This window comes from Psychrobacter sp. D2 (assembly GCF_013608135.1).
GTDB classification, from domain to species: domain Bacteria; phylum Pseudomonadota; class Gammaproteobacteria; order Pseudomonadales; family Moraxellaceae; genus Psychrobacter; species Psychrobacter cryohalolentis.
In genome coordinates this window covers 77,283-97,458 of the sequence record NZ_JACDXZ010000001.1, presented here as the reverse complement: position 1 = coordinate 97,458, position 20,176 = coordinate 77,283, and the positions used below count along the sequence as shown (strand labels likewise).

Here is a 20,176-nt window from a genome sequence, read left to right as displayed (position 1 = left end):
TTTGAATGATGTAGCTGTAAAGGTAGGATTATGACTCGTTTAATAGTGCTTCATATAAAGACAAGGAAAGCCGTATGCATTGCCCTTATTGTAATGCGTCAGAGACAAAGGTAATCGACTCGCGTCTTGCTGCTGAAGGTGCGCAAGTGCGCCGCCGTCGTTCATGTAATAGCTGTCAAGAACGCTTTACTACCTTTGAAGTGGTCGAAGTGGTGATGCCTCGTATTATCAAGTCCAGCGGTAAGATTGAACCTTATGATAATGATAAACTACGACGCTCAATTTTGTTACCACTACAAAAACGTCCTATCACTATCGATGAGCAAGAAGGGATGATTAGCCGGATTGAAAAGCGTGTACGGCAAATGGGTGAACGTGAGGTCAGCAGTAAAGTGCTTGGCGAAATCATTATGAGTGAGCTTAAAACGCTTGATGATGTCGCTTATGTGCGCTTTGCTAGTGTTTACCGTGACTTTCAGGATATTGATGCTTTTCATCAAGAGATTGCCAATATACGACCTAATGAAAAATAAGCATGACCGTTAGGCTTTTGATATTTTCTTAAGCTTATAATTTTATGCTACTTCATGAAACCATTGATAATAACCCCTCATTATTTATTAAGCCCTTTTTTATGTCAAATTCAGACCATTCTCAAGATGCGAAAGACCGCTATTTTATGATGCTTGCTATTGAGCAAGCAAAGCTTGGCTTGTATACCGCTCGACCCAATCCTGCTGTAGGGTGTGTCATTGTTCAAGCAGAGGAAGTTGTCGGTCAAGGCTTCCATCCTAAAGCCGGTCAGCCGCATGCTGAGGTATTTGCTCTAAAAGATGCTGGTATAAGAACAGTTGGTGCTACCGCTTATGTCACTTTAGAGCCTTGTAGTCATACGGGTCGTACGCCGCCTTGTGCAAAAGCACTGATAGAGTCTGGCGTCATACGAGTTGTTGTTGCTGGGCTAGATCCAAACCCACAGGTCGCAGGTCGCGGTGTGAAATTGTTAGAACAAGCGGGTATAGCTGTGAGCGTTGGTGTATTAACAACGCAAGCAGAAGCGTTAAATAAAGGCTTTCTAAAGGTCATGCGTACCCAAATGCCGTATGTCAGGCTTAAGATTGCGACCAGCCTTGATGGTCGTACGGCGATGGCGACAGGTGAATCAAAGTGGATTACAGGTCCAGCCGCTCGTGAAGACGTGCAAAAACTGCGTGCGCAAAGTGGGGCTATCATTACTGGTAGCGAAACGGTTATTGTCGATAACCCTCAGTTAAATGTACGCTCTAACCAACTAGGTATAGCAATTGAAGAGGTTCCACATCCTAAAGTGGTGATACTTGATAGACGAGGTCGTTTAAACCATGATCTACAGTCTGATTATCAGTTATGTCGTCGCCCAGATACCCTGTATTGGTGTGAAGATAATTTAAGAGAGTTATTAAAGGTATTAGTCACTGAGTATCAGTGTTATGACGTATTGATAGAAGCAGGTGCCAGTGTTACTGGTAGCTTCTTACAACAGCAATTGGTAGATGAGTTGATTGTGTATCAAGCGCCATGTCTGTTAGGGCAAAAAGCGCGAGCGATGGTTGACATTAACCCCTTATCGCTAGCTCAGCAGTTGCGTTTTGATATTCAATGTCATGAACAGCTTGGTTCTGATCTGAAATTGACCTTATTACCCATTTAATTGTTAATTATCTATCCACACTCTTAATGCAAGATATGATGGTTAGGCATAAATAATGACTACTAATATTAGTTTCACATGAAACTGTGTATAACTTTGTTCCACATGAAACTTTTGATTTTGGTTAAATGTTAATTTTATAAATAAATTGTAGTAAAATCAATTACTTGTATTATAGTGATTAGATATAAAAATATTGAGTGAAAACAATATTAATTGTGGATAACTTGTTAATAACTAAGGCTTTTAAGCTTATAGGTAAGTGTTATCCCTCACTTATCCACAGTTTATCCCGAAATATATGTGATATAGCACATTTATTACTCAGAAAAGCTATGTATAACGACAATAAAATAATGAGAAGAGGTTGATATGTTTACCGGAATTATAGAAAGTGTGGGAAAGGTTAAGTCGATGCAATCTACAGGCGGCGACATTCGCTTGACTATAGAGTCTGATGGCTTAGATTTTAGCGATGTGAAGCTTGGAGACTCTATAGCTTCTAACGGTATCTGTCTTACGGTTGTAGATTTTGGTCGTAATCATTACTCCGTTGATGTTTCACGTGAAACTATAGCGCGAACAGCGTTAGAAGATTTGAAACCGGGGCATATTGTCAACTTAGAGAAGGCAATGCTACCGACTACACGTTTTGGTGGGCATATTGTCGCAGGTCATGTCGATGGAGTAGGGGTCGTTAGTAAGTTGCAAAAGGATGCACGTTCTATATATATCGAAATTGAGATACCAAAAGAGCTGGCGCATTATACAGCGACGAAAGGATCTATTACTCTTGATGGTATTAGCCTCACGACTAACTTAGTGCGTGATAATATTGTTTCACTCAATATCATTCCGCATACAGCTCAAGTGACCAATATTGCACAGCATTGGTTGGTAGGAGACAAGGTCAATGTGGAGGTAGATATTGTGGCTAGGTATTTGGAGCGTTTATTAAATAAGTCGCAGGAAGACACTGCAAATATTAGCCCGCAAAGCAATATTACTGAAGCTTTTTTAGCAGATAATGGCTTTATGAAGTAAGTCATATTTAAAACAACAGTTTTATCTTGCTGCAAATTTTATATTAGCAGTAAGTGAGAAGTATGGAAGCTATCTTGTTTTGGCATGGTTTTGTGTAAGTGATCACTAACATCCTTTATGAGTTTTAGTAGTATTTTTTAGGGTTTAATCAGTGCTGTTAAGACGTCTTGTAGTTTATCCTTATTAATAGGTTTGGCTAAAAACTCATCCATACCTACCTTTAAGCACGCTGAGCGGTCTTCTTCAGTATTGTTGGCTGTAAGTGCAACGATAGGAATATCATCGCCTTGCGCTCTAATTGCCTGAGTTGCTTGCAATCCATCCATCACTGGCATCCGGCAATCCATCAGAATAAGATCAATCTCTTGACGCTGCGCTTGCAGTATATTTAATGCTTGCTGACCGTCTTCTGCCACCACGCTACGATAACCAAGTTTGGCGAGCATTTTGCAGGCAATTTTTTGATTGGTAGGACTGTCTTCTACCACTAAAATCAGAGGTGAGATGATTTCATTAGACCTATTATCTGCTGACACTACAACGCTGTCGTTATACTTAATATCTGCTGCTTGTATGAGTATCTGTCTGGTAGGAAGTGTTAAGCGCAGTAGCTCAGAGAGCAGTAAATTCACATCTAGCGGCTTGGTTAAAAATCCATCACATCTATCTAGTAGCATAGAAGCGATGCGGCGCTCAGACTTCATACTTAGTAATATCTTTGGTAGTGATACATTAGCCAATAAGTGATTTAATGTATGCTGTCTGTCAATATTGCTAGATAACGTATTTGCTAAATCTTCTTCTTTTATTTGTTCCTCTACCATATTGGCATGGATGCCTTTTTCATCTTTCATATTTGATTGATTAGATAAAGCAAGCGTAATGCTTTCATAATAATCGTAGTCGAGGAGCAATATTGGAGCGAGTGTACGCTGGTTTTGCATCAGTTCGTCGTTGAGCTGCTGTAGGGTCACGCTATCAGTAGATGTAAAAATAGTGACTGTTATAGATAAATGGGTACATAGGCGTTTTAGATGTTCAGCGGCAAGTGGCTGATTGATGATGGCAATAAGATGCAATCGCGTTAACTGCTGATTGAGGTGGTAGATGGGTTGATAGTTTGGATTTTGGCAAGGCAGATAAAGATCAAAGGTACTTCCAATATCAGGTGTGCTATGTAAATCTATAAAACCACCCAATAATTTAGCAAAACTATGAGCAGTTGTCAGTCCTACATCTGCTTGACTGACTTGAGTATGAATTTGGCTGGCTTTTTGCGAGTAACTCGACTGGTCTAATTGTGTGTTTCCTAGTTGAGCTGTTTGATTAAAATAACTATGAAGTTTATCTCTCTGGGTTGTCTCTAAGCCAATGCCACTATCTTGGATACTAAAGCGAACCCAGTCATGCGCTGGGTTTGTTTTTCTGTTGGTATTATCAGGCACTAATTTATTAGTTGTACCGTTCACTAAATCATTAACCAGAAGGGTATTTTTGGCAGATAGTTGTTCCGTATTCACAGCTTCAATCGTCAGTACAACGTAACCTGAACTGGTATATCTAATAGCGTTATCCAGTAAGTTACGTAAGATTGTCTGCAGACGTTTATGGTCGGTATCGATGAGGCGAGGGCAATCAGGCGTGAAAAAGTATAGTAATTCAAGCCCATGTTGTCTCGCATCTTTTGTGACTAAATGACTGACATGTTGCCCCATTTTATAAATGTCGACAGTTTCAATATTCAAACGAGTTTTTCGAACTTCTATCTCCCCTATATCCAGCATCTCGTTGAGCATAATAAGCATAGCATGACTGGTTTCAATCAGAGTATTGACAATCTGGTGCTCTTTGACAGTCAAAACGCTAGTATCAATCGGTTCTAAAGTATCAATCATAGCCTCTAATGGCAGCCGTAAGTCATGACCCATCGTTGATTTGAGTGCATTAAATTCATCAAGTTGTCGCTGTATTTCTATATTTTGTTGCTGCAGCTGTTCGTTTTGGCTTATCAAATCATTTACATTATTCAGTAATACGGTAAAACCGTGAACCTGACCATGCTCACCAAACCACGGGGTAATATGTAGCTGATAAGCTTTTTTATTAGCCAGCCCATATACCATAAACGTACGCGTAACACGAAGATTTTCTAGTTGTTGCAGCAGTAGCTGGGTAGATTCATCTTCAGTAAAAACAAAATCTGTTAATTTATAATTGCTGTCATTTTGAAAGGCAGTAGAGAATACTTGCTCAAAACGTTGATTAAAGAAGCTAATTTGACCTTGTCTCATAACCATTAGCATTGGTAGTGGGGCGTGATCAACCAAACGCTCTAGGCGATGCTTTAGAGTGGTAATATGACGATGATTGTTATGCAATTGATAGTTGATACGACTAAGTGCATGACCCAATTGCAAAAACTCAGGCGTAGATTCTTTGCTGACAAACGGTGGTGGTGTATACGCCTCTTTTGCATGACTGCTTAAGTTGTCGGTATAAAGCAGTAACTGTACCCAATTGGCGCGGCGTTTTAAGGTATATAGTAGTGCCAAAGTAAAAAACATGATGGCGGTCATTAAAGGCAACCAATAGCGATAAGATACCCAGTTAATATTGAGCGGCTTATGACGCAAAATGGTATAAAATTTATGGCCGCTTTTAAGCTCGATGGTTCCGACTAGTTTATCGTTGGATAACGTATAGGTGCTATGAGTATTCTTATTTGATAATAGCGAAGTCTCAATACTTGGAAACATAATCCCCGTAAATTCAGGTTCATCAGCTTCAGTCTGATGGTAAATGAAAGTTTGGCCGGAGGGCATCATAAAAATAAGCTGATAACTGATTCCTGCCAAAAAAGGCTTCTCTACTATCTTTTTAACGGCAGGGTTTATAGGATTACTAAGCTCGGAAATCTGATACTGCAGGGTATGAAACGTCTCTACACTGTGCTGCTTACTCTCATTCTTCATCTCATGAAACATGATGAAATAATACAATGACAACATGGCAAGTAATGTCAAAGTATAGAAAGCCAACAGGCGTTGCAGAGACTGAAATTGTGGCATAAAGGCATGACCCTAAGTCGGCATAATAATACACAGTAAATTTAAAATGGTTTCGTTAGATTTTACTGCTATATTCTTTATTATTAGCCTACAACAAAGCAATAAACAATATTGATAGCTAGCTAGTATATGACAATGTGAAAAATGAGACTGAATCTTATTGCTATTATAAAGATAATCAGACGCATTAGTAGCGCTTGATTGTGGCTATTACAATCATGGCACAACGCCACAAACTCACCTATAATAGCTTTATTACTTATTAATATTGCCTAAACTATGACCACACTTGCTTGTACTCCTGATGTATCTCTTAATAATGATAACTTTAAACCGACGTGTACAGAGCCGTTAAGAGTGGTATTTGCTGGCACGCCTGAGTTTGCCGCTGTGAGTCTTGAGGCATTAATCAAGCAGCAACAGGCATTGAATATCAGTATTGTAGCGGTCTATAGTCAGCCTGATCGTAAAGCTGGCCGCGGACAAAAGCTGGCGGCATCTGCGGTCAAGCAAGTAGCATTGGCACATGATATCGCTGTTGAGCAGCCAGAGACCTTTAAAAAATCAAGTGTAGAAGGGGTAATAGCAAGGCAAACTTTGCAAGATTATCAACCCGATGTAATGATTGTTGCTGCTTATGGGTTGATTCTTCCTATTGGTGTCTTGAATACGCCGACTTATGGTTGCTTAAACATCCACGCCTCATTATTACCACGCTGGCGTGGTGCAGCGCCTATTCACCGCGCATTATTGGCTGGTGATAGCGAGACTGGCATTACTATTATGCAGATGGATAAAGGGCTTGATACTGGAGACATGCTTTATAAAGTCAGTGCTAGTATTGAGTCTGATGATACGGCTGCCAGCCTACATGATAAAATGGCTGATCTTGGTGCGACTGCCATTATTACTGTGCTACAAGATTTACCACACTATCAAGCTCAGGCTATAGTACAAGATGACAGCCAAGCCAATTATGCTGAAAAATTAGTCAAAACTGAAGGTGAAATTGATTGGACGCAGTCTGCCACTGTGATTGAACGACAAATTCGTGGCTTAACTCCTTGGCCTGGTGCTTATACCTTTTTAGCAGGTCAGCGTGTCAAAATTTTAGCCAGTTTACCTGTGAATGCATCGCAACCAACCGATAAACAAGCAGGTACAGTTATTAGCGTTGGGCGCAAAGCAATCTTAGTCGCTTGTGGTCATAACGATAATATTGATATTAATATAGACGCTAATACGCCGCAAGCCAGTACTTTAGCGATCACTCAGCTACAGTTTGCAGGTAGCAAACCTGTGAGCGCTGAACAAATTTGTCATGGCAGTCAACTCAATGACGGCGACCAGTTTAGTAAAGAGACAAAATAATTTCATTTAGATATACCTAATCCAAATCGCACAAGACGCTAACTATTAGACGTCAAGGAAATTCAATTTAATGAGACAAACCAGCACTGCACCAAGAAATAACAAGCTCAAACCATCAAGCAACCTTATCATGAATGGTAGCGTTCGCGTTCGCGTCATTCGTACTTTACTGGCTATTCAAAATGGTCAGTCGCTTGCAAGCGTCCTTGATCCGTTACTAAATAGTCTGCATGATGGGGATAAAGGTTTTGCTCATGCGTTATTGCTAACGACGTTGCGCCAGTGGTATGCCCTTGAGCGTCTACTCGATAGTCTGGCTGATAACTCGATTGATGAAAAAGAAGTACGTACGACTATTCAAGTGGGTTTGACACAGCTGCTCTATTTGCAAGTGGCTGACCATGCGGCAATTCATGAAACGGTTGAAGCAGCAAAAGAAATCGAATTTGCGCACGCGACGGGTTTAATCAATGCCATCTTGCGTAAAGTCGCTAAGAACCCAAGTAAGTTCCGTAAGAAATGTGATAAAAAACACAGCTTACCGAATTGGCTTGCCTATCAGCTCAAGCAAGATTGGAGTGAGCAGTATGACGATCTGATGCAGGGTTTACGTCAACCTGCACCGATGTTTTTACGCGTGAATACAGCGGTTACCTCGGTAGAGGATTATCAGCAAGCATTGGTGGAATTTGAAGTTGAAGCAGATTTGGTTGAGCTAACGAGTGGTTTTAATTTACCCAACTCATCGGATGCAGCCGCATCTAATAGTATAGTAACCAAAGGTCTTAGACTACACCAAAGCACGGCAGTCAATGCCTTACCTCAATTCGCTGAAGGTGCGGCTAGTGTACAAGACATGCATGCTCAGCTTGCAGCACCGCTTATCCATAGCGCTTTACTTAATAAACTGACTGTTAAAAGCGATGATGCAGACGGCGATATAGACACCAATAACAACGAGATCCGCATTTTAGATGCTTGTGCCGCGCCGGGTGGTAAGCTTGCTCATTGGTTAGAGTTAATCAGTTCAGACGAGTCTTCATTGTTTCACGTGAAACAAGACGATGCTGAAACGTCGCCTGTGATTTCGAAAGTTAAGATTACTGCGATAGATAATGAAGCGCCACGTATCGAGCGTATTCATACTAATTTACAGCGCTTAAACTTAAGTCAGCACGACTTGCAGCAAGCTGAGAAAAATATTGAGCTTAATATTGTCTGTGCTGATGCGACCACATGGCAAGGGGCGGGTAAGAAAAAGAGCAAGCTCGTATTTGACGCTATATTACTAGACTCACCTTGTACGGCGACTGGTGTGATTCGTCGCCATCCTGATATCAGTATCTTGCGTACTGAAGAAGACGTCGAACAAACCGCACTTTTGCAAGCCGATATCTTGCACAACCTTTGGCCACAACTTAAGGTTGGCGGTTACCTGTTGTATGTTACTTGCTCTATCCTAAAGCAAGAGAACGTCGAACAGATGCAGGATTTCATGACTCATTATAATAATGTAGCAGCCGTTGAATTTAGCGACGATTGCAATTGGGGTATCGAACAAGCGATTGGTCGTCAGTGCTTGCCAATAGATAGCGAGAGCGGCGATGGTTTTTATTATGCCTTACTGCACAAAACCGCTGAATAAACTGTTTTAATTAATCATCTCATTGTAGACAGGACAATCTAATGAAATATATCAGTACCCGTGGTCAGACAGCGCCGATGGATTTTAGTGATGTGTTATTAATGGGTCTTGCACCAGACGGTGGTTTGATGTTGCCTGAGCATTATCCCAACATTGATAATGCGACGCTTACTGAGTGGCGCGCGCTGAGCTATCCACAGCTTGCGATGGCGATTATGCAGCGCTTTGCGACCGATATTCCTGCGGCTGATTTGCAAGACATTATTGAGCGCACTTATACCGCTGATATATTTGGTTCTGATGAGATTGTCCCTGTCCGCAAGCTTGAAGATAATTTATACATTTTAGGCTTATCAAATGGTCCTACGCTGGCATTTAAAGATGTTGCCATGCAGTTTTTGGGCAACGCCTTTGAATATGTGCTTAAAAGAAAAGACGCACGTATTACTATTATTGGTGCAACCAGTGGCGATACAGGCAGTGCAGCAGAATATGCGCTACGCGGCAAAGAGAATATCGAAGTCTTTATGCTGTCACCGCACGGCAAAATGAGCGAATTTCAGCGCGCGCAGATGTATAGCCTGACTGATAAAAATATCCATAATATTGCCATCGACGGTATGTTTGATGATTGCCAAGATATCGTCAAAGCATTACAACAAGATGCAGAATTTAAAGCAGCTTATAACTTAGGCACGGTTAACTCTATTAATTGGGGACGTATCCTAGCGCAGATTGTTTATTACTTTAAAGCTTACTTTGCCGTGACTTCAAGTAACGACGAAAAGGTTAGTTTTAGTGTGCCATCAGGCAACTTTGGTAATATTTGTGCTGGTCACATCGCCCGAGAAATGGGTCTGCCAGTTGATCGTCTAATCGTCGCGACTAATGAGAACGATGTACTGAACGACTTTTTTAATCAAGGTGCTTATCAGCCGCGTCCGACTGCCAAAACCTATATTACTTCAAGTCCTTCGATGGATATCTCTAAAGCTTCTAACTTTGAGCGTTTTGTTTATTTGTTATTAGATAAAGATAGCGCCCGCGTCCATGAATTATTTGAAGGTGTGAAATCTGGTCAAGGTTTTGATTTGCCTGATTTGATGGAAGCGGTCAATACTCGCTACGGTTTTGCTGCAGGTAAGTCGACCCATAATGACCGCCTGCAAACCATTAAAGCGCTTTATGAGCAGCATGGAGAGCTGGTTGATCCGCACACCGCTGATGGTATCAAAGTTGCTAAAGAGTTACAGCGCGAAGGCGAAGTGATTGTTTGTGCCGAAACAGCACTACCTGTTAAGTTTGCCGATACGATTGTTGAAGCAATAGGTCAAATAGATATTGCTCGTCCAGCCCATACCGAAGGTTTAGAGAGCTTACCGCAATATGTGGTGGTACTTGATAATGAGGCTAAGTTGGTTGCTGAGCAAATTCGTCAACAGGTCACGCCAAATCCTGCCTAGTCGATTTTATTTTTATTTAGTTGTTAAAATGAATATCCAGTCTAAGGTTACGCTATTGTAAAAAAGTGTTTATGATTGTGTTATGGTGGATATAATTGTAATATTAGAAAATGCGTCGGTAGGTCATCGGTTTACCAGACGCTTTTTTAGCAATCATACCTGTCACTCATATCAGTCACTAACACTGAATAGCTGCTCTATAGACGTTATGATAAGGTGCTATAAGTCTTTATTTTTCCTTAATTCTTTGTTGTTATTTTTAAATAAAGGTAAAATAAGTCAACTTAAGTAGCCTTGATTATGGCGCTACCAGCGTTACATATTGTGGATATAACCATGAAGATGAGCTTAAAAAATATCGTAAAAGCGCTATTGGTGACAACCTTTAGTGGTGCAATGCTGATGAGCACCGCCCACGCTAATAATCCGCCGCCGACCATTAAAGCGGATGCGCCCAATCGCTATATTGTCAAAAAAGGCGATACTTTGTGGGATATTTCAGGACGTTATCTGGATAGTCCATGGCGCTGGAAAGAGATTTGGGCGACCAATAAGCAAATCAAAAACCCTCATCTTATTTATCCTAACGACGTTTTGATTTTATGCGTCATACAAGGTAAAACTCTGATCGGCGTTGATACGGGCGAGGGTTGTGCAGGGATTGAAAAACAGTTAACAGGCAATGTGGTGACTACGACAGTCGCTGTTACCTCTGCTGTCAATAGCATTCCGCCGATTCCTTGGTCTGCCATTCAGCATTGGCTTGATAAGACACTGATTGTTAATCCGCAAGATTTTAATACCACGCCTTATATTCTAGCCTCTAAAAAAGGTAATTTAATTACGGCTAGTGGTGACAAGGTTTATGCCAAAGGCGTGCCACTGCTTGTAGGTCAACGTTATGGTATCTACCGTGAAGGCGAGATGTATATCGAGCCAAAAACGCAAAAAGTCATTGGTTTAGAAGTCACACAAGTGGCAACGGGATTGGTTACGTCTACGGCAACCAATGGCGTGACGAGCTTGCAGCTTATCGACAGTTACGGTAAAGAAGTTCGTGAAGGCGATCGAGTATTTGTTGAATTAGACAATGCTATCCCACCAGTCTTTTATCCGACGCCTGCAACCGTTAATCGCGGTGGTATGATTGTTCGTGTGATGGATTCTATCAGCTCAGCTGCCAAAGGTAGTGTGGTGGCAATTAACTTGGGTCGCATACATGGTGCGAAGCCGGGTGATGTGTTGACTGTTTATCAAAAAGGCGCAGTCATACGTGATATCAAGGACAATGATACACCGGTACGTTTGCCGAGTGAGCCAAGCGGTATGGTGATGGTGTTCAATAGTTTTGACAATATCAGTTATGCTTATGTGCTTGAGTCTGAGCTGCCACTGAGCATTGGTGATCAGCTGTTGCCACCTCCTTATTTATAACCCTGCCTTAAGTTTTAGCGAGCAGATCTTAAATAAGCCTATAAGAGTCATACGATGATGACGGTAGCCACTTTTACTTTATCAGATGAGCAGCGTGCAATACTGGCGCTGTGGTTTGAGTTAAATGCGTCATTATCCTCTTATCATAAACTCATTCATAACTATGATAGTGCGCAGCTTGCATGGCAAGCTGGCGTAGAGTCGTGGCGTCAATTAGGGATTCATCATAGCCATTTAACTCGTCATGAACACCCAGAGAAAACGCGCGCCAGCATCGATACCATTCAACAAGCATTGATAGAAGAGAAGTACGGTCTATTATTTGCCGACCAACTTAATTATCCTGCTCAATTGTTAGAAATCTACGATCCGCCGCCGCTGTTATTTTATCGAGGTAATAGTGAATTGTTGCGTTGGGCGCAAATCGCTATTGTTGGCAGTCGCAAGCCGACGGTACACGCACAAAAAATTACCTTTGATATGGCACAGTATCTTGCACAAGCAGGCTACGTCATTACCAGTGGACTTGCCATTGGTGTGGATAAACGTGCCCATCTTGGCGCATTGGCACAGACCGATGTAGCGTGCCAAGGTCGCACAGTCGGCGTTATGGGGACGGGTATTGATGTTAATTATCCCAATCATCATGATCGTCTGTTTAGCCAAATTATTGAGCAAGGTGGTTGCATCATCAGTGAACTATTACCGCATACGCTACCACATAAGCATACTTTTCCACGTCGCAACCGCTTGGTTGCAGGGTTGAGCCTTGCGACCATCGTCACTGAGGCAACGATTAAAAGTGGCTCGCTCATTACTGCGCGCCTCACATCCGAGCAAGGCAAGCAAGTTTTTGCAATTCCAAGTCATATAGACAATAGTAATGCTGAAGGGTGCCATCATCTAATACGTGAGGGTGCGACCTTGGTTTATCATCCTCAGCAAGTATTGGATGATATCAGTGTGCAATTGCCAAGCCAGTCTCAGCAGCATCAACTTGATCATAATTCAAAAGCACAAAGTCTTGATAAGTCAGTATTTGAGCAGTCTGCTACCATTAAAAAAACAATAAAACCTCAGGAAGTGAAGCCAGCGCCTAGTATTACTGTACCTGAGCATCTAACCACCTTGTTTGAAAAGTTGGACTGGCATGGTCAAGATTTGGATGCACTTATCCTTGTGACTGATCTTGTGCCCGCACAATTGATTGGGCAGTTGATGGAGCTAGAGCTATTGGGCGCAGTGACGGTCCAAGGTGGACGCTATTTACGTATTTAATGATACTAATATTTTTAAATATACTTGCAGCACTGCATTTTTTGTAAAATAAATTCACGCAATCTCTTTTCATTCTCTTTGTTCTAAAGGCATTATTTATGTCCTTATCTATACCCCTTATTACTGACTCTACTATTCAAGCGGCTACTTGGCTTAAAAAGGGGCAGCTACTTGCTTACCCAACCGAAAGTGTGTGGGGCATTGGTTGTGACCCATTCAATAAGCAAGCAGTCATGCGGCTACTTGATATCAAGCAGCGCCCAATAGAGAAGGGGATGATTGTGGTCACTGATAGTCCTAGCCGACTTACAGCGCTGCTAGAAGGTTTGAGTATTGACCAACGTCAAAGGGTGCTTGATAGCTGGCAAACTGATTCGAAAGACGCTACTGCCAAACAAGCACATACTTGGTTATTGCCTGCTTCACAAAACCTGCCTATCTCTATTCCATCATGGATTACGGGTACTCATAATAGTGTTGCCGTGCGTGTGATTGATCATCCATTGGTTAAGCAACTGTGCGCGCAAATGGTGTCAGTTAGCAATCCTTACGGTTTTGTCGTCTCAACAAGCTGCAACCCATCAGGAAAGCCACCTGCTCTGTCACTCATCGAAGCACAGAGTTATTTCTTAGGTGACAATGTAAACTCAAATGAGTGCGTTGGTTATCTTAAAGGGGAAACACTAGGCTATCAATTGCCAAGCCAAATAGGCGATGCATTGACAGGACAAGTTATTCGATAGTCTAATATTTAATAGCCAAAATTTCGTATCACTATCTCTGATTCTCATTACTCAGCCCTAACGTCTACACTTGTCCCCTTGTTTTCATAGTGTGCTTTTTGTCACACTGATGAGAATATAATCAATAATAAGGATAATAAGTGATGAATATTCTAATCAGCGGTGGTTCGGGATTTTTGGGTAGTGCTTTTAGCCAAGAGCTCTTGATGCGCTATCAAGAGATGGGAAAAGCGTTACAGATTACTTGGTTGACCCGTGATAGTAATCAAGCACATCCTAGTGATATCACGATGATGACCTATGATGAACTTGCAAAGTCAGATGCATACTTTGATGTGATTTTAAATCTAGCTGGCGCAGGTATTGCTGATGCGCGCTGGAGTGACGATCGTAAAGAGCAATTGCTAGCCAGTCGAATGAAGCCGACAAAAGATATACTGGCATTTGTTGCCCGCAGTCATGTAAAGCCAAAATTGCTTGTTAGTGGTTCCGCGATTGGTTGGTATGGCAATCAAGGCGTTAAACCCTTGACCGAGAGCAGTGGTTTCCAGACAGATTTTGCCCATCAGTTATGCGATGACTGGGAGCAACTGGCGTTACAAGCAACTGAGTTTGGTGTGCCAGTGACGCTTGTGCGTACGGGTGTGGTCATCCATCCTACAGGCGGTATGCTTAGCAAGCTCTTAACCCCTTTTAAAATAGGTGTTGGTGGGCAGTTAGGTAATGGTCAACAAATCATGAGTTGGATCAGCCGTGATGATTGGGTAGCGGCAGTAACATTTATTATAGAGCAGCAGCTTGATGATAGTGCTTTTCAGGTTAACGGGAATACGCTCCATCCAGCAAGCATTAACGACATGAAAATTTATAATCTAACCGCGCCAAATCCTGTGACTAATCATACTTTTACCAAAACATTAGGCGCTTGGCTACATCGACCGACCTTTTTTACTTTGCCGGCGTTTTTACTTAAGCTGATATTTGGTGAAATGTCGACCCTGCTTATTGATGGACAGAAGGTGCTGCCGAAAGCATTGCTTGATGGTGGGTTTGAGTTTAAACATCAAACGCTTAAAGAAGCCTTGGAACAACAAGCAGTAAAATAGTCCTCATCAAATCTGGCATAATAAATCTATAGTAAGCGCTATAGCTATTTCATAGACTAAAAAAGCGGATTGTTTCATGTGAAACAATCCGCTTTTTTTTGGTTTTTATAAAGGGATAAAAACATAAATAGTGTCAGGTTTCAATAAACAAGAACTCTGTCTTCAACAGGTAAGAATATTGACGTACTATACGTGCGTCTTTGGCTGGTTAAATTTTGTTATGTGGCTTTTTATAATAGGTACGCAACTACTGGCGTTTATGACGAGTATGATATTTTGGTGGTTAATCAAACCAAAATCTCGCTTTAGTCGTATAAGTTTAGTCCTCAGTATTTTTGTGATTAATAATACTTTTCTTATCTACGGGCTGAGTGAGTTTTGGCGAGAGCGCTTTCATGTCTATCTGGCCGCCAGTATTTTGCAAGGCTTTATGTTGTATGCTGGTTTGGTCACCGCTATCATTGCTATTATTTATACTCAGGTTTTTAAACGGAAGCTCAATAACGTATCCATCCGCGCGTTTGCAGTCGCTGTTTATACGGGGATTATAAGCTTGGCAGTGTTTAATGCCTACTCTCCAGTCATTCATCATTTGACGGTAAAAACGGAAAAAAACTTAGTCAAACCGATGAGAATAGCCTTAGTTTCTGATACCCATTTGGGTAGATGGTTTGGTAATCAGCAGATAGATAAAATGGTTGCGCTAATAGATGGGCAAAATCCTGATGTGGTGCTTATCGCCGGTGACGTCATGAACGACTCTACTGATGCTTATGATAAAACCAATATGCATGAGCATTTATCAAAATTAAGAGCGCCACTTGGTGTCTATGCAACTTTGGGTAATCATGATTACTCTGGTAATGAGATTGCGATTGCCGAAGCGATTGAGCGTGCCGGCATACAGGTGATTGATAATAAAAGCGTATGGTTGGATGATGCTGTATTGCTGGTTGGGCGTTCAGATGCGACAGACCCTAAGCGTCCTGCTGCAGCAGATTTGATGGGTGACATTCAAACTGATAAACCAGTGCTGTTTTTGGAGCATAGTCCTGAGGCTTTAGCAGAAATAAAGGATTTGCCAGTTGATTTACATTTATCAGGGCATACCCATGGCGGTCAAATATTTCCTTTAACCGTTTTATTAAAATGGTTTACGCCTTTGGTTTATGGCTTTAAAGCAGTAAATGGTAGCCAGTTTTTGGTCACTTCAGGCTATGGTATCGGGGCGGTGCCATTTAGGCTAGGGACGCGCTCTGAGATTTGGTTGATTACTTTACAACCGACCTAATGCGCTTCAATATATTGTGATTAAATGAATTTAGCTTAGAATAAACACACAGTGCTTAAACCCCGCTCAAGGATTTGCTCATGCGTTACGCCTTTATTCTCACCATTATTGTGCTGCTAGAGCTTTTTAGCACGGGTGCAGCGCTCAGCTTGCAGTGGTGGCTGCAGCCTTGGATAGATTCTACAACTACATCGATTGCGGTATGGATAGGGGTGTTTTTAATCACTCATGTTTTATTATTACTAAGCGTTACCAAGCTATTTTCTAATAGCTATCGCTGGATGAGTGGTTGGATGTTAGTGATGCATTTCATGATGCTGACTGCGGTAGCGACTGGTATATTGTATGGAGGGTCTTGGCTTTTAACCCCCTTGCTTGATAGTACGCTTGACCATTCAGAGATAATTGCTGCTGGATTACGCGTTTTTGCGCTGCTGTTTTTTATAGGGCTGTTTGCATATGCTTTATATAGCGCTTATATACCCGTTGTGCGTGAGCTGTCGATTCATATTCATAAACCTTTAAACAATCCATTGCGTATCGCGGTCGCTAGTGATTTACATTTAGGTCGGCTATTTGGTAATAAAGCTATTGAGCGGCTGCATATCATGCTAAGCAAGTATCAAGCAGATGTTTTATTGATGCCGGGCGATATCATGGATGACAATACACAGGCATTTAACACTTATAATATGAAAGATAGCTTGGCAAAACTTGTCGCCAGTTTGCCATATGGTGTCTATGCGACGTTGGGTAATCATGATTTATATGGTCATGAGCAGCCCATCAGCGACTCTTTACGCGCGGCGGGCGTGCAGTTATTAAATGATGAAGCAACACACTTCAGCCATCAAGGAGAAGTGGTATGGCTTATGGGACGCTTTGATAATCACAAGCGTCAGCGCGTCGCAACGACTGAGCTGCTCGCACAAGTAAATAGTGCTGAGCCAGTGGTTCTTTTAGATCACAGACCCAGCGCTATCATCGAACACAGTCAGCTACCAATAGATTTGCAAGTATCAGGACATACCCATAACGGTCAAATATTCCCTGCTAATTTTATCGTCAGCGCGATTAACCGTTTAGGTTATGGCTATGAAGCCATTGGTAATGGACATTTTTTGGTGTCCTCAGGCTATGGGTTTTGGGGGATACCGTTTCGACTAGGCTCCCGATCAGAGATTTGGATAATCAATCTTATAGGTACCGATATAGGTACTCAAATTTAAAATCAATAAGCACTCAAATATTAAAATTCTAATTAAGCGCTCAATAGCGCCCTTGTTTTTATGATTTCACGCACAAAATTAGCAAACCCTGTGATGATATGCTGAGTTTCTTGCCCTAATCTTTGATGAACGCTCATAAAGTGAATAAATCCATGCGGTGCGCCAAGTACCGTATGGGTTTGTATGGCTATACCATAACTCTTTAGCTGATTGGCATAAGCAAACGCTTCATCACGTAAGACATCTAATTCTGCCGCAACGACATAACTGGGGCAAACCTGTCGATTGTCCCCAAGCATCGGTGAGGTCAGGATATGCTGACGCGGTAACGGACTATTTTCTAAACAAGCGGCATCAAAAATGGCAACATCAGCATGGTCGAGTAATAGACCTTCACCATATAATTCCCAGCTTGGATAATCGGTCTCAATATCGGTCACAGGATATAAGGGCATCTGTGCCATAGGATGTGGTAAACCTTGTAATATATCAAAGGTCTTTTGACCTTCATCACCTAGATCTAACCAAGCCTCTTTATTTGACGTGATGATTTGCTGAGCCATCAAAGTAGATAATCCACCACCTGCGCTATCACCTGCTAATACAATGCGTGATGGCAAAGCACCAAATCCTTCACAATGTTCAGCTAACCAAGCATAGGCACTGATACAGTCTCTTACGGCAGCAGGGGCAGGGTGTTCAGGTGCTAAGCGATAATTAACACTAATGACCGGCCAACCCGTCTGCTCACAAATAGCATGACAAAATTCATGATGGGTATTAAGGTCACCAATACAAAATCCACCACCATGAAAAAACAATAGCACGGTCTCATCAGGATTACTGGTTTGCTCTTTTTTAAAGCCAAAACCATTATCAGAGGTCTCATTTTGATAGCAGCGAATGGTCATATCACCGTCGTCGGCATTGGCAATCGTTCTATCTTGCCAACTGATAGCGCTATCGCCTTTTTTATGAAACTGTTTCAAATTGCTAAGCAAGTTGTCAGAAGCTTGTTGCCATACTTTTGGTGCTTGCATAGCGACCGCATCTGTTGCAAAGCGTTTACGCAGCTCAGACATCTCTATCAGCTGCAAAGGCGTTTTTAGCTTGCTATTGACCGCAAGTATTAAGCGCAGATGGGCATCAACATGCAAATATTGCTTTGAAGTAGGTCCATCTAAACACTTTATCAAACTCTCAAGAATCGGCGTAGGTAAGCAGCCAAAGCTTTTTATGGCATAGTGCAGTAGATGCGGTTGATAGTTGGTCATCAGATGGTGCTCGAGTATCTTTTCTTTAATAGATAAGCCTTTATCCTCGCGACTATCTTGCAAGGTACTCTCTTCTATATCCATTATTTCAGCTGATACATTGATATCAGGGTCTTTGGGGTTCTTATCTTGTCCAAATGACATAAGATTTAGGGTCTTCACCGCTTTATTGAGTAAGGTGTTGACTGATAGTACTGTTGAATTAGACATAACACCTCTTAAAAATCATGGTGAGTGCTTATTAATGGTAAGTACTCACTGTTAGTATTTTGCTGACATTTGGCAAATGTGTAATGACTGTTATGCAGTCAATTTTGATTATAGCAATCATAAAATAATCAAAAATTAAGTTGGGTATTCTTTGGTAATAGTTTGGGTACAAAGCGTAAAGGATTGGGAATAAATGACGACTTTTTGTACCTTTTGTTGGCTTAACTACATATTTATGGTTAATAAAGATCAGCAATGTGTATGCGAAATTGATAGATATCCGACTGTTTTTTCTTTATTTGCATAGGGTTTTTTATTGGTGAGAAAAATTCCTTGCATTGGGCTTGAAATTTGCCTCCACAACCTTTATCAAGCAGCTATTGAAAGGTGATTACATATAGTTATATAAAGAACCAGTAATAAAGGTTAAGTAGGCAGTATAAGCCTATGAATTATGAGTAAATGCATTAGTAATAACCACAGAGTGGCGAGCGCTGCGCAAATTTTTTGTGTGCTACATTGCATCATTATTACGACACTATTGAATTATGACGCTATTAAATTATGACACTATCAAGGAGTTATCATGAGTGAGCAAAATAACAACCACGAATCGATCGATCAAAATGTTTCACATGACAATGTTTCACATGACAATGTCTCACATGACAACGTGGCACACGATGAGAGCATCTTAGAAGAGACTTTAAAAGAATTTGACCCACAAAATAATGCTGGTGAAGAAAGTGTCATCGAAAATGATATTGATCTTGATACCTTTAAAGCCCGTATCGCTGAGCTAGAAGGCGAAGTTAAACAAGCTAAAGAAAGTACCGCTCGTGCCAATGCCGAAACTTACAATGCGCAAAAGCGTATGGAGCAAGAGGCGGATAAGAGCAAACGTTTTGCACTACAGAAATTTGCCAAAGAGCTTTTGGAAGTGGTGGATAACTTGGAGCGTGCGATTGAAAACGTCAATGCAGACGATCCTGTTACTGAAGGCGTGAGACTGACACATAAAGCATTGCTAGATGTGCTGAACAAAAATGGTGTCGAAGTGGTCGAGCCACAAGGCGAAAAATTCAACGCTGATTTTCATGAAGCGGTCGGTATCGACGCTGATGCGCCAGCTGATACTGTTGGTACAGTATTGCAAAAAGGCTATAGTTTAAATGGACGTTTATTACGTCCGGCGATGGTACGTGTTGGTCAGTAGTAAGTAGGACAGGCGCTAAAGCGGTAGTATGCTAAGCATATAACGTCGCCAATGTAGTCCTAGATGCTTATAGAGTATATAGGCAAAAGATATTCAGTCTTTAACTGTGCTAAA

Annotated in this window: 15 protein-coding genes; 13 read left to right on the top strand and 2 right to left on the bottom strand. The window is 41.5% G+C overall.

Annotated elements, in window-relative coordinates:
* The first annotated feature begins 74 nt into the window (after positions 1-74).
* The 3 genes from nrdR (at position 75) to H0262_RS00420 (ending at position 2,734) form a co-directional block, all read left to right on the top strand.
* Positions 75-533, top strand: a complete 459-nt coding sequence (nrdR, locus tag H0262_RS00430; protein WP_011514769.1) for a transcriptional regulator NrdR — start codon at positions 75-77, stop codon at positions 531-533.
* A 101-nt stretch (positions 534-634) separates the two neighbouring features.
* Positions 635-1,690, top strand: coding sequence for a bifunctional diaminohydroxyphosphoribosylaminopyrimidine deaminase/5-amino-6-(5-phosphoribosylamino)uracil reductase RibD (gene ribD / locus H0262_RS00425; protein ID WP_181209295.1), 1,056 nt, complete (start codon positions 635-637; stop codon positions 1,688-1,690).
* Between the two features lie 372 nt (positions 1,691-2,062).
* Positions 2,063-2,734: a riboflavin synthase gene (locus tag H0262_RS00420; RefSeq protein ID WP_181209294.1), complete on the top strand. Its 672-nt coding sequence runs from the start codon at positions 2,063-2,065 to the stop codon at positions 2,732-2,734.
* Positions 2,735-2,871: 137 nt separating this feature from the next.
* Here the strand turns inward: H0262_RS00420 and H0262_RS00415 are convergent, their stop codons facing one another.
* Positions 2,872-5,802: a response regulator gene (locus tag H0262_RS00415; RefSeq protein WP_181209293.1), complete on the bottom strand. Its 2,931-nt coding sequence runs from the start codon at positions 5,800-5,802 to the stop codon at positions 2,872-2,874.
* 279 nt (positions 5,803-6,081) lie between these two features.
* Here H0262_RS00415 and fmt point away from each other — a divergent pair, with 279 nt between their 5' ends.
* The 9 genes from fmt to H0262_RS00370 all read left to right on the top strand — a co-directional run bounded on the left by fmt (position 6,082) and on the right by H0262_RS00370 (position 17,362).
* Positions 6,082-7,173 carry a methionyl-tRNA formyltransferase gene (fmt, locus tag H0262_RS00410; RefSeq protein ID WP_181209292.1) on the top strand — a complete coding sequence of 364 codons (1,092 nt, stop codon included), beginning with the start codon at positions 6,082-6,084 and terminating at the stop codon, positions 7,171-7,173.
* Positions 7,174-7,243: 70 nt separating this feature from the next.
* The gene (locus H0262_RS00405) at positions 7,244-8,818 is read left to right on the top strand and encodes a transcription antitermination factor NusB (RefSeq protein WP_181209291.1); all 1,575 of its coding nucleotides are present in this window, start codon (positions 7,244-7,246) and stop codon (positions 8,816-8,818) included.
* 41 nt (positions 8,819-8,859) lie between these two features.
* Positions 8,860-10,281 (top strand): threonine synthase, encoded by a 1,422-nt coding sequence (gene thrC / locus H0262_RS00400; protein ID WP_181209290.1) that lies wholly within the window; start codon positions 8,860-8,862, stop codon positions 10,279-10,281.
* 336 nt (positions 10,282-10,617) lie between these two features.
* On the top strand, positions 10,618-11,715 hold the full coding sequence (locus tag H0262_RS00395) for a LysM peptidoglycan-binding domain-containing protein (protein ID WP_226939318.1): 1,098 nt from the start codon (positions 10,618-10,620) through the stop codon (positions 11,713-11,715).
* A gap of 54 nt (positions 11,716-11,769) precedes the next feature.
* Positions 11,770-12,993 (top strand): DNA-processing protein DprA, encoded by a 1,224-nt coding sequence (gene dprA / locus H0262_RS00390; protein WP_181209289.1) that lies wholly within the window; start codon positions 11,770-11,772, stop codon positions 12,991-12,993.
* Positions 12,994-13,091: 98 nt separating this feature from the next.
* The gene (locus H0262_RS00385) at positions 13,092-13,736 is read left to right on the top strand and encodes an L-threonylcarbamoyladenylate synthase (protein ID WP_181209288.1); all 645 of its coding nucleotides are present in this window, start codon (positions 13,092-13,094) and stop codon (positions 13,734-13,736) included.
* A gap of 143 nt (positions 13,737-13,879) precedes the next feature.
* Complete coding sequence (locus H0262_RS00380) at positions 13,880-14,842, top strand: TIGR01777 family oxidoreductase (protein WP_181209287.1); 963 nt, start codon at positions 13,880-13,882, stop codon at positions 14,840-14,842.
* A gap of 337 nt (positions 14,843-15,179) precedes the next feature.
* Positions 15,180-16,133, top strand: a complete 954-nt coding sequence (locus H0262_RS00375; RefSeq protein ID WP_262880856.1) for a metallophosphoesterase — start codon at positions 15,180-15,182, stop codon at positions 16,131-16,133.
* Positions 16,134-16,213: 80 nt separating this feature from the next.
* On the top strand, positions 16,214-17,362 hold the full coding sequence (locus H0262_RS00370) for a metallophosphoesterase (protein ID WP_181209286.1): 1,149 nt from the start codon (positions 16,214-16,216) through the stop codon (positions 17,360-17,362).
* Between the two features lie 32 nt (positions 17,363-17,394).
* Here H0262_RS00370 and H0262_RS00365 read toward each other — a convergent pair whose 3' ends face one another.
* The gene (locus H0262_RS00365) at positions 17,395-18,846 is read right to left on the bottom strand and encodes an alpha/beta hydrolase (protein ID WP_181209285.1); all 1,452 of its coding nucleotides are present in this window, start codon (positions 18,844-18,846) and stop codon (positions 17,395-17,397) included.
* A gap of 586 nt (positions 18,847-19,432) precedes the next feature.
* Between H0262_RS00365 and grpE the strand changes: the two genes are divergently transcribed.
* Positions 19,433-20,062, top strand: coding sequence for a nucleotide exchange factor GrpE (gene grpE / locus H0262_RS00360; protein WP_181209284.1), 630 nt, complete (start codon positions 19,433-19,435; stop codon positions 20,060-20,062).
* The last annotated feature ends 114 nt before the right edge of the window (positions 20,063-20,176 follow it).

Coding starts and splice junctions, on each gene's coding strand:
- nrdR (WP_011514769.1), top strand. CDS start 75: ATGCATTGCCCTTATTGTAATGCGTCAGAGACAAAGGTAATCGACTCG.
- ribD (WP_181209295.1), top strand. CDS start 635: ATGTCAAATTCAGACCATTCTCAAGATGCGAAAGACCGCTATTTTATG.
- H0262_RS00420 (WP_181209294.1), top strand. CDS start 2,063: ATGTTTACCGGAATTATAGAAAGTGTGGGAAAGGTTAAGTCGATGCAA.
- H0262_RS00415 (WP_181209293.1), bottom strand. CDS start 5,802: ATGCCACAATTTCAGTCTCTGCAACGCCTGTTGGCTTTCTATACTTTG.
- fmt (WP_181209292.1), top strand. CDS start 6,082: ATGACCACACTTGCTTGTACTCCTGATGTATCTCTTAATAATGATAAC.
- H0262_RS00405 (WP_181209291.1), top strand. CDS start 7,244: ATGAGACAAACCAGCACTGCACCAAGAAATAACAAGCTCAAACCATCA.
- thrC (WP_181209290.1), top strand. CDS start 8,860: ATGAAATATATCAGTACCCGTGGTCAGACAGCGCCGATGGATTTTAGT.
- H0262_RS00395 (WP_226939318.1), top strand. CDS start 10,618: ATGAAGATGAGCTTAAAAAATATCGTAAAAGCGCTATTGGTGACAACC.
- dprA (WP_181209289.1), top strand. CDS start 11,770: ATGATGACGGTAGCCACTTTTACTTTATCAGATGAGCAGCGTGCAATA.
- H0262_RS00385 (WP_181209288.1), top strand. CDS start 13,092: ATGTCCTTATCTATACCCCTTATTACTGACTCTACTATTCAAGCGGCT.
- H0262_RS00380 (WP_181209287.1), top strand. CDS start 13,880: ATGAATATTCTAATCAGCGGTGGTTCGGGATTTTTGGGTAGTGCTTTT.
- H0262_RS00370 (WP_181209286.1), top strand. CDS start 16,214: ATGCGTTACGCCTTTATTCTCACCATTATTGTGCTGCTAGAGCTTTTT.
- H0262_RS00365 (WP_181209285.1), bottom strand. CDS start 18,846: ATGTCTAATTCAACAGTACTATCAGTCAACACCTTACTCAATAAAGCG.
- grpE (WP_181209284.1), top strand. CDS start 19,433: ATGAGTGAGCAAAATAACAACCACGAATCGATCGATCAAAATGTTTCA.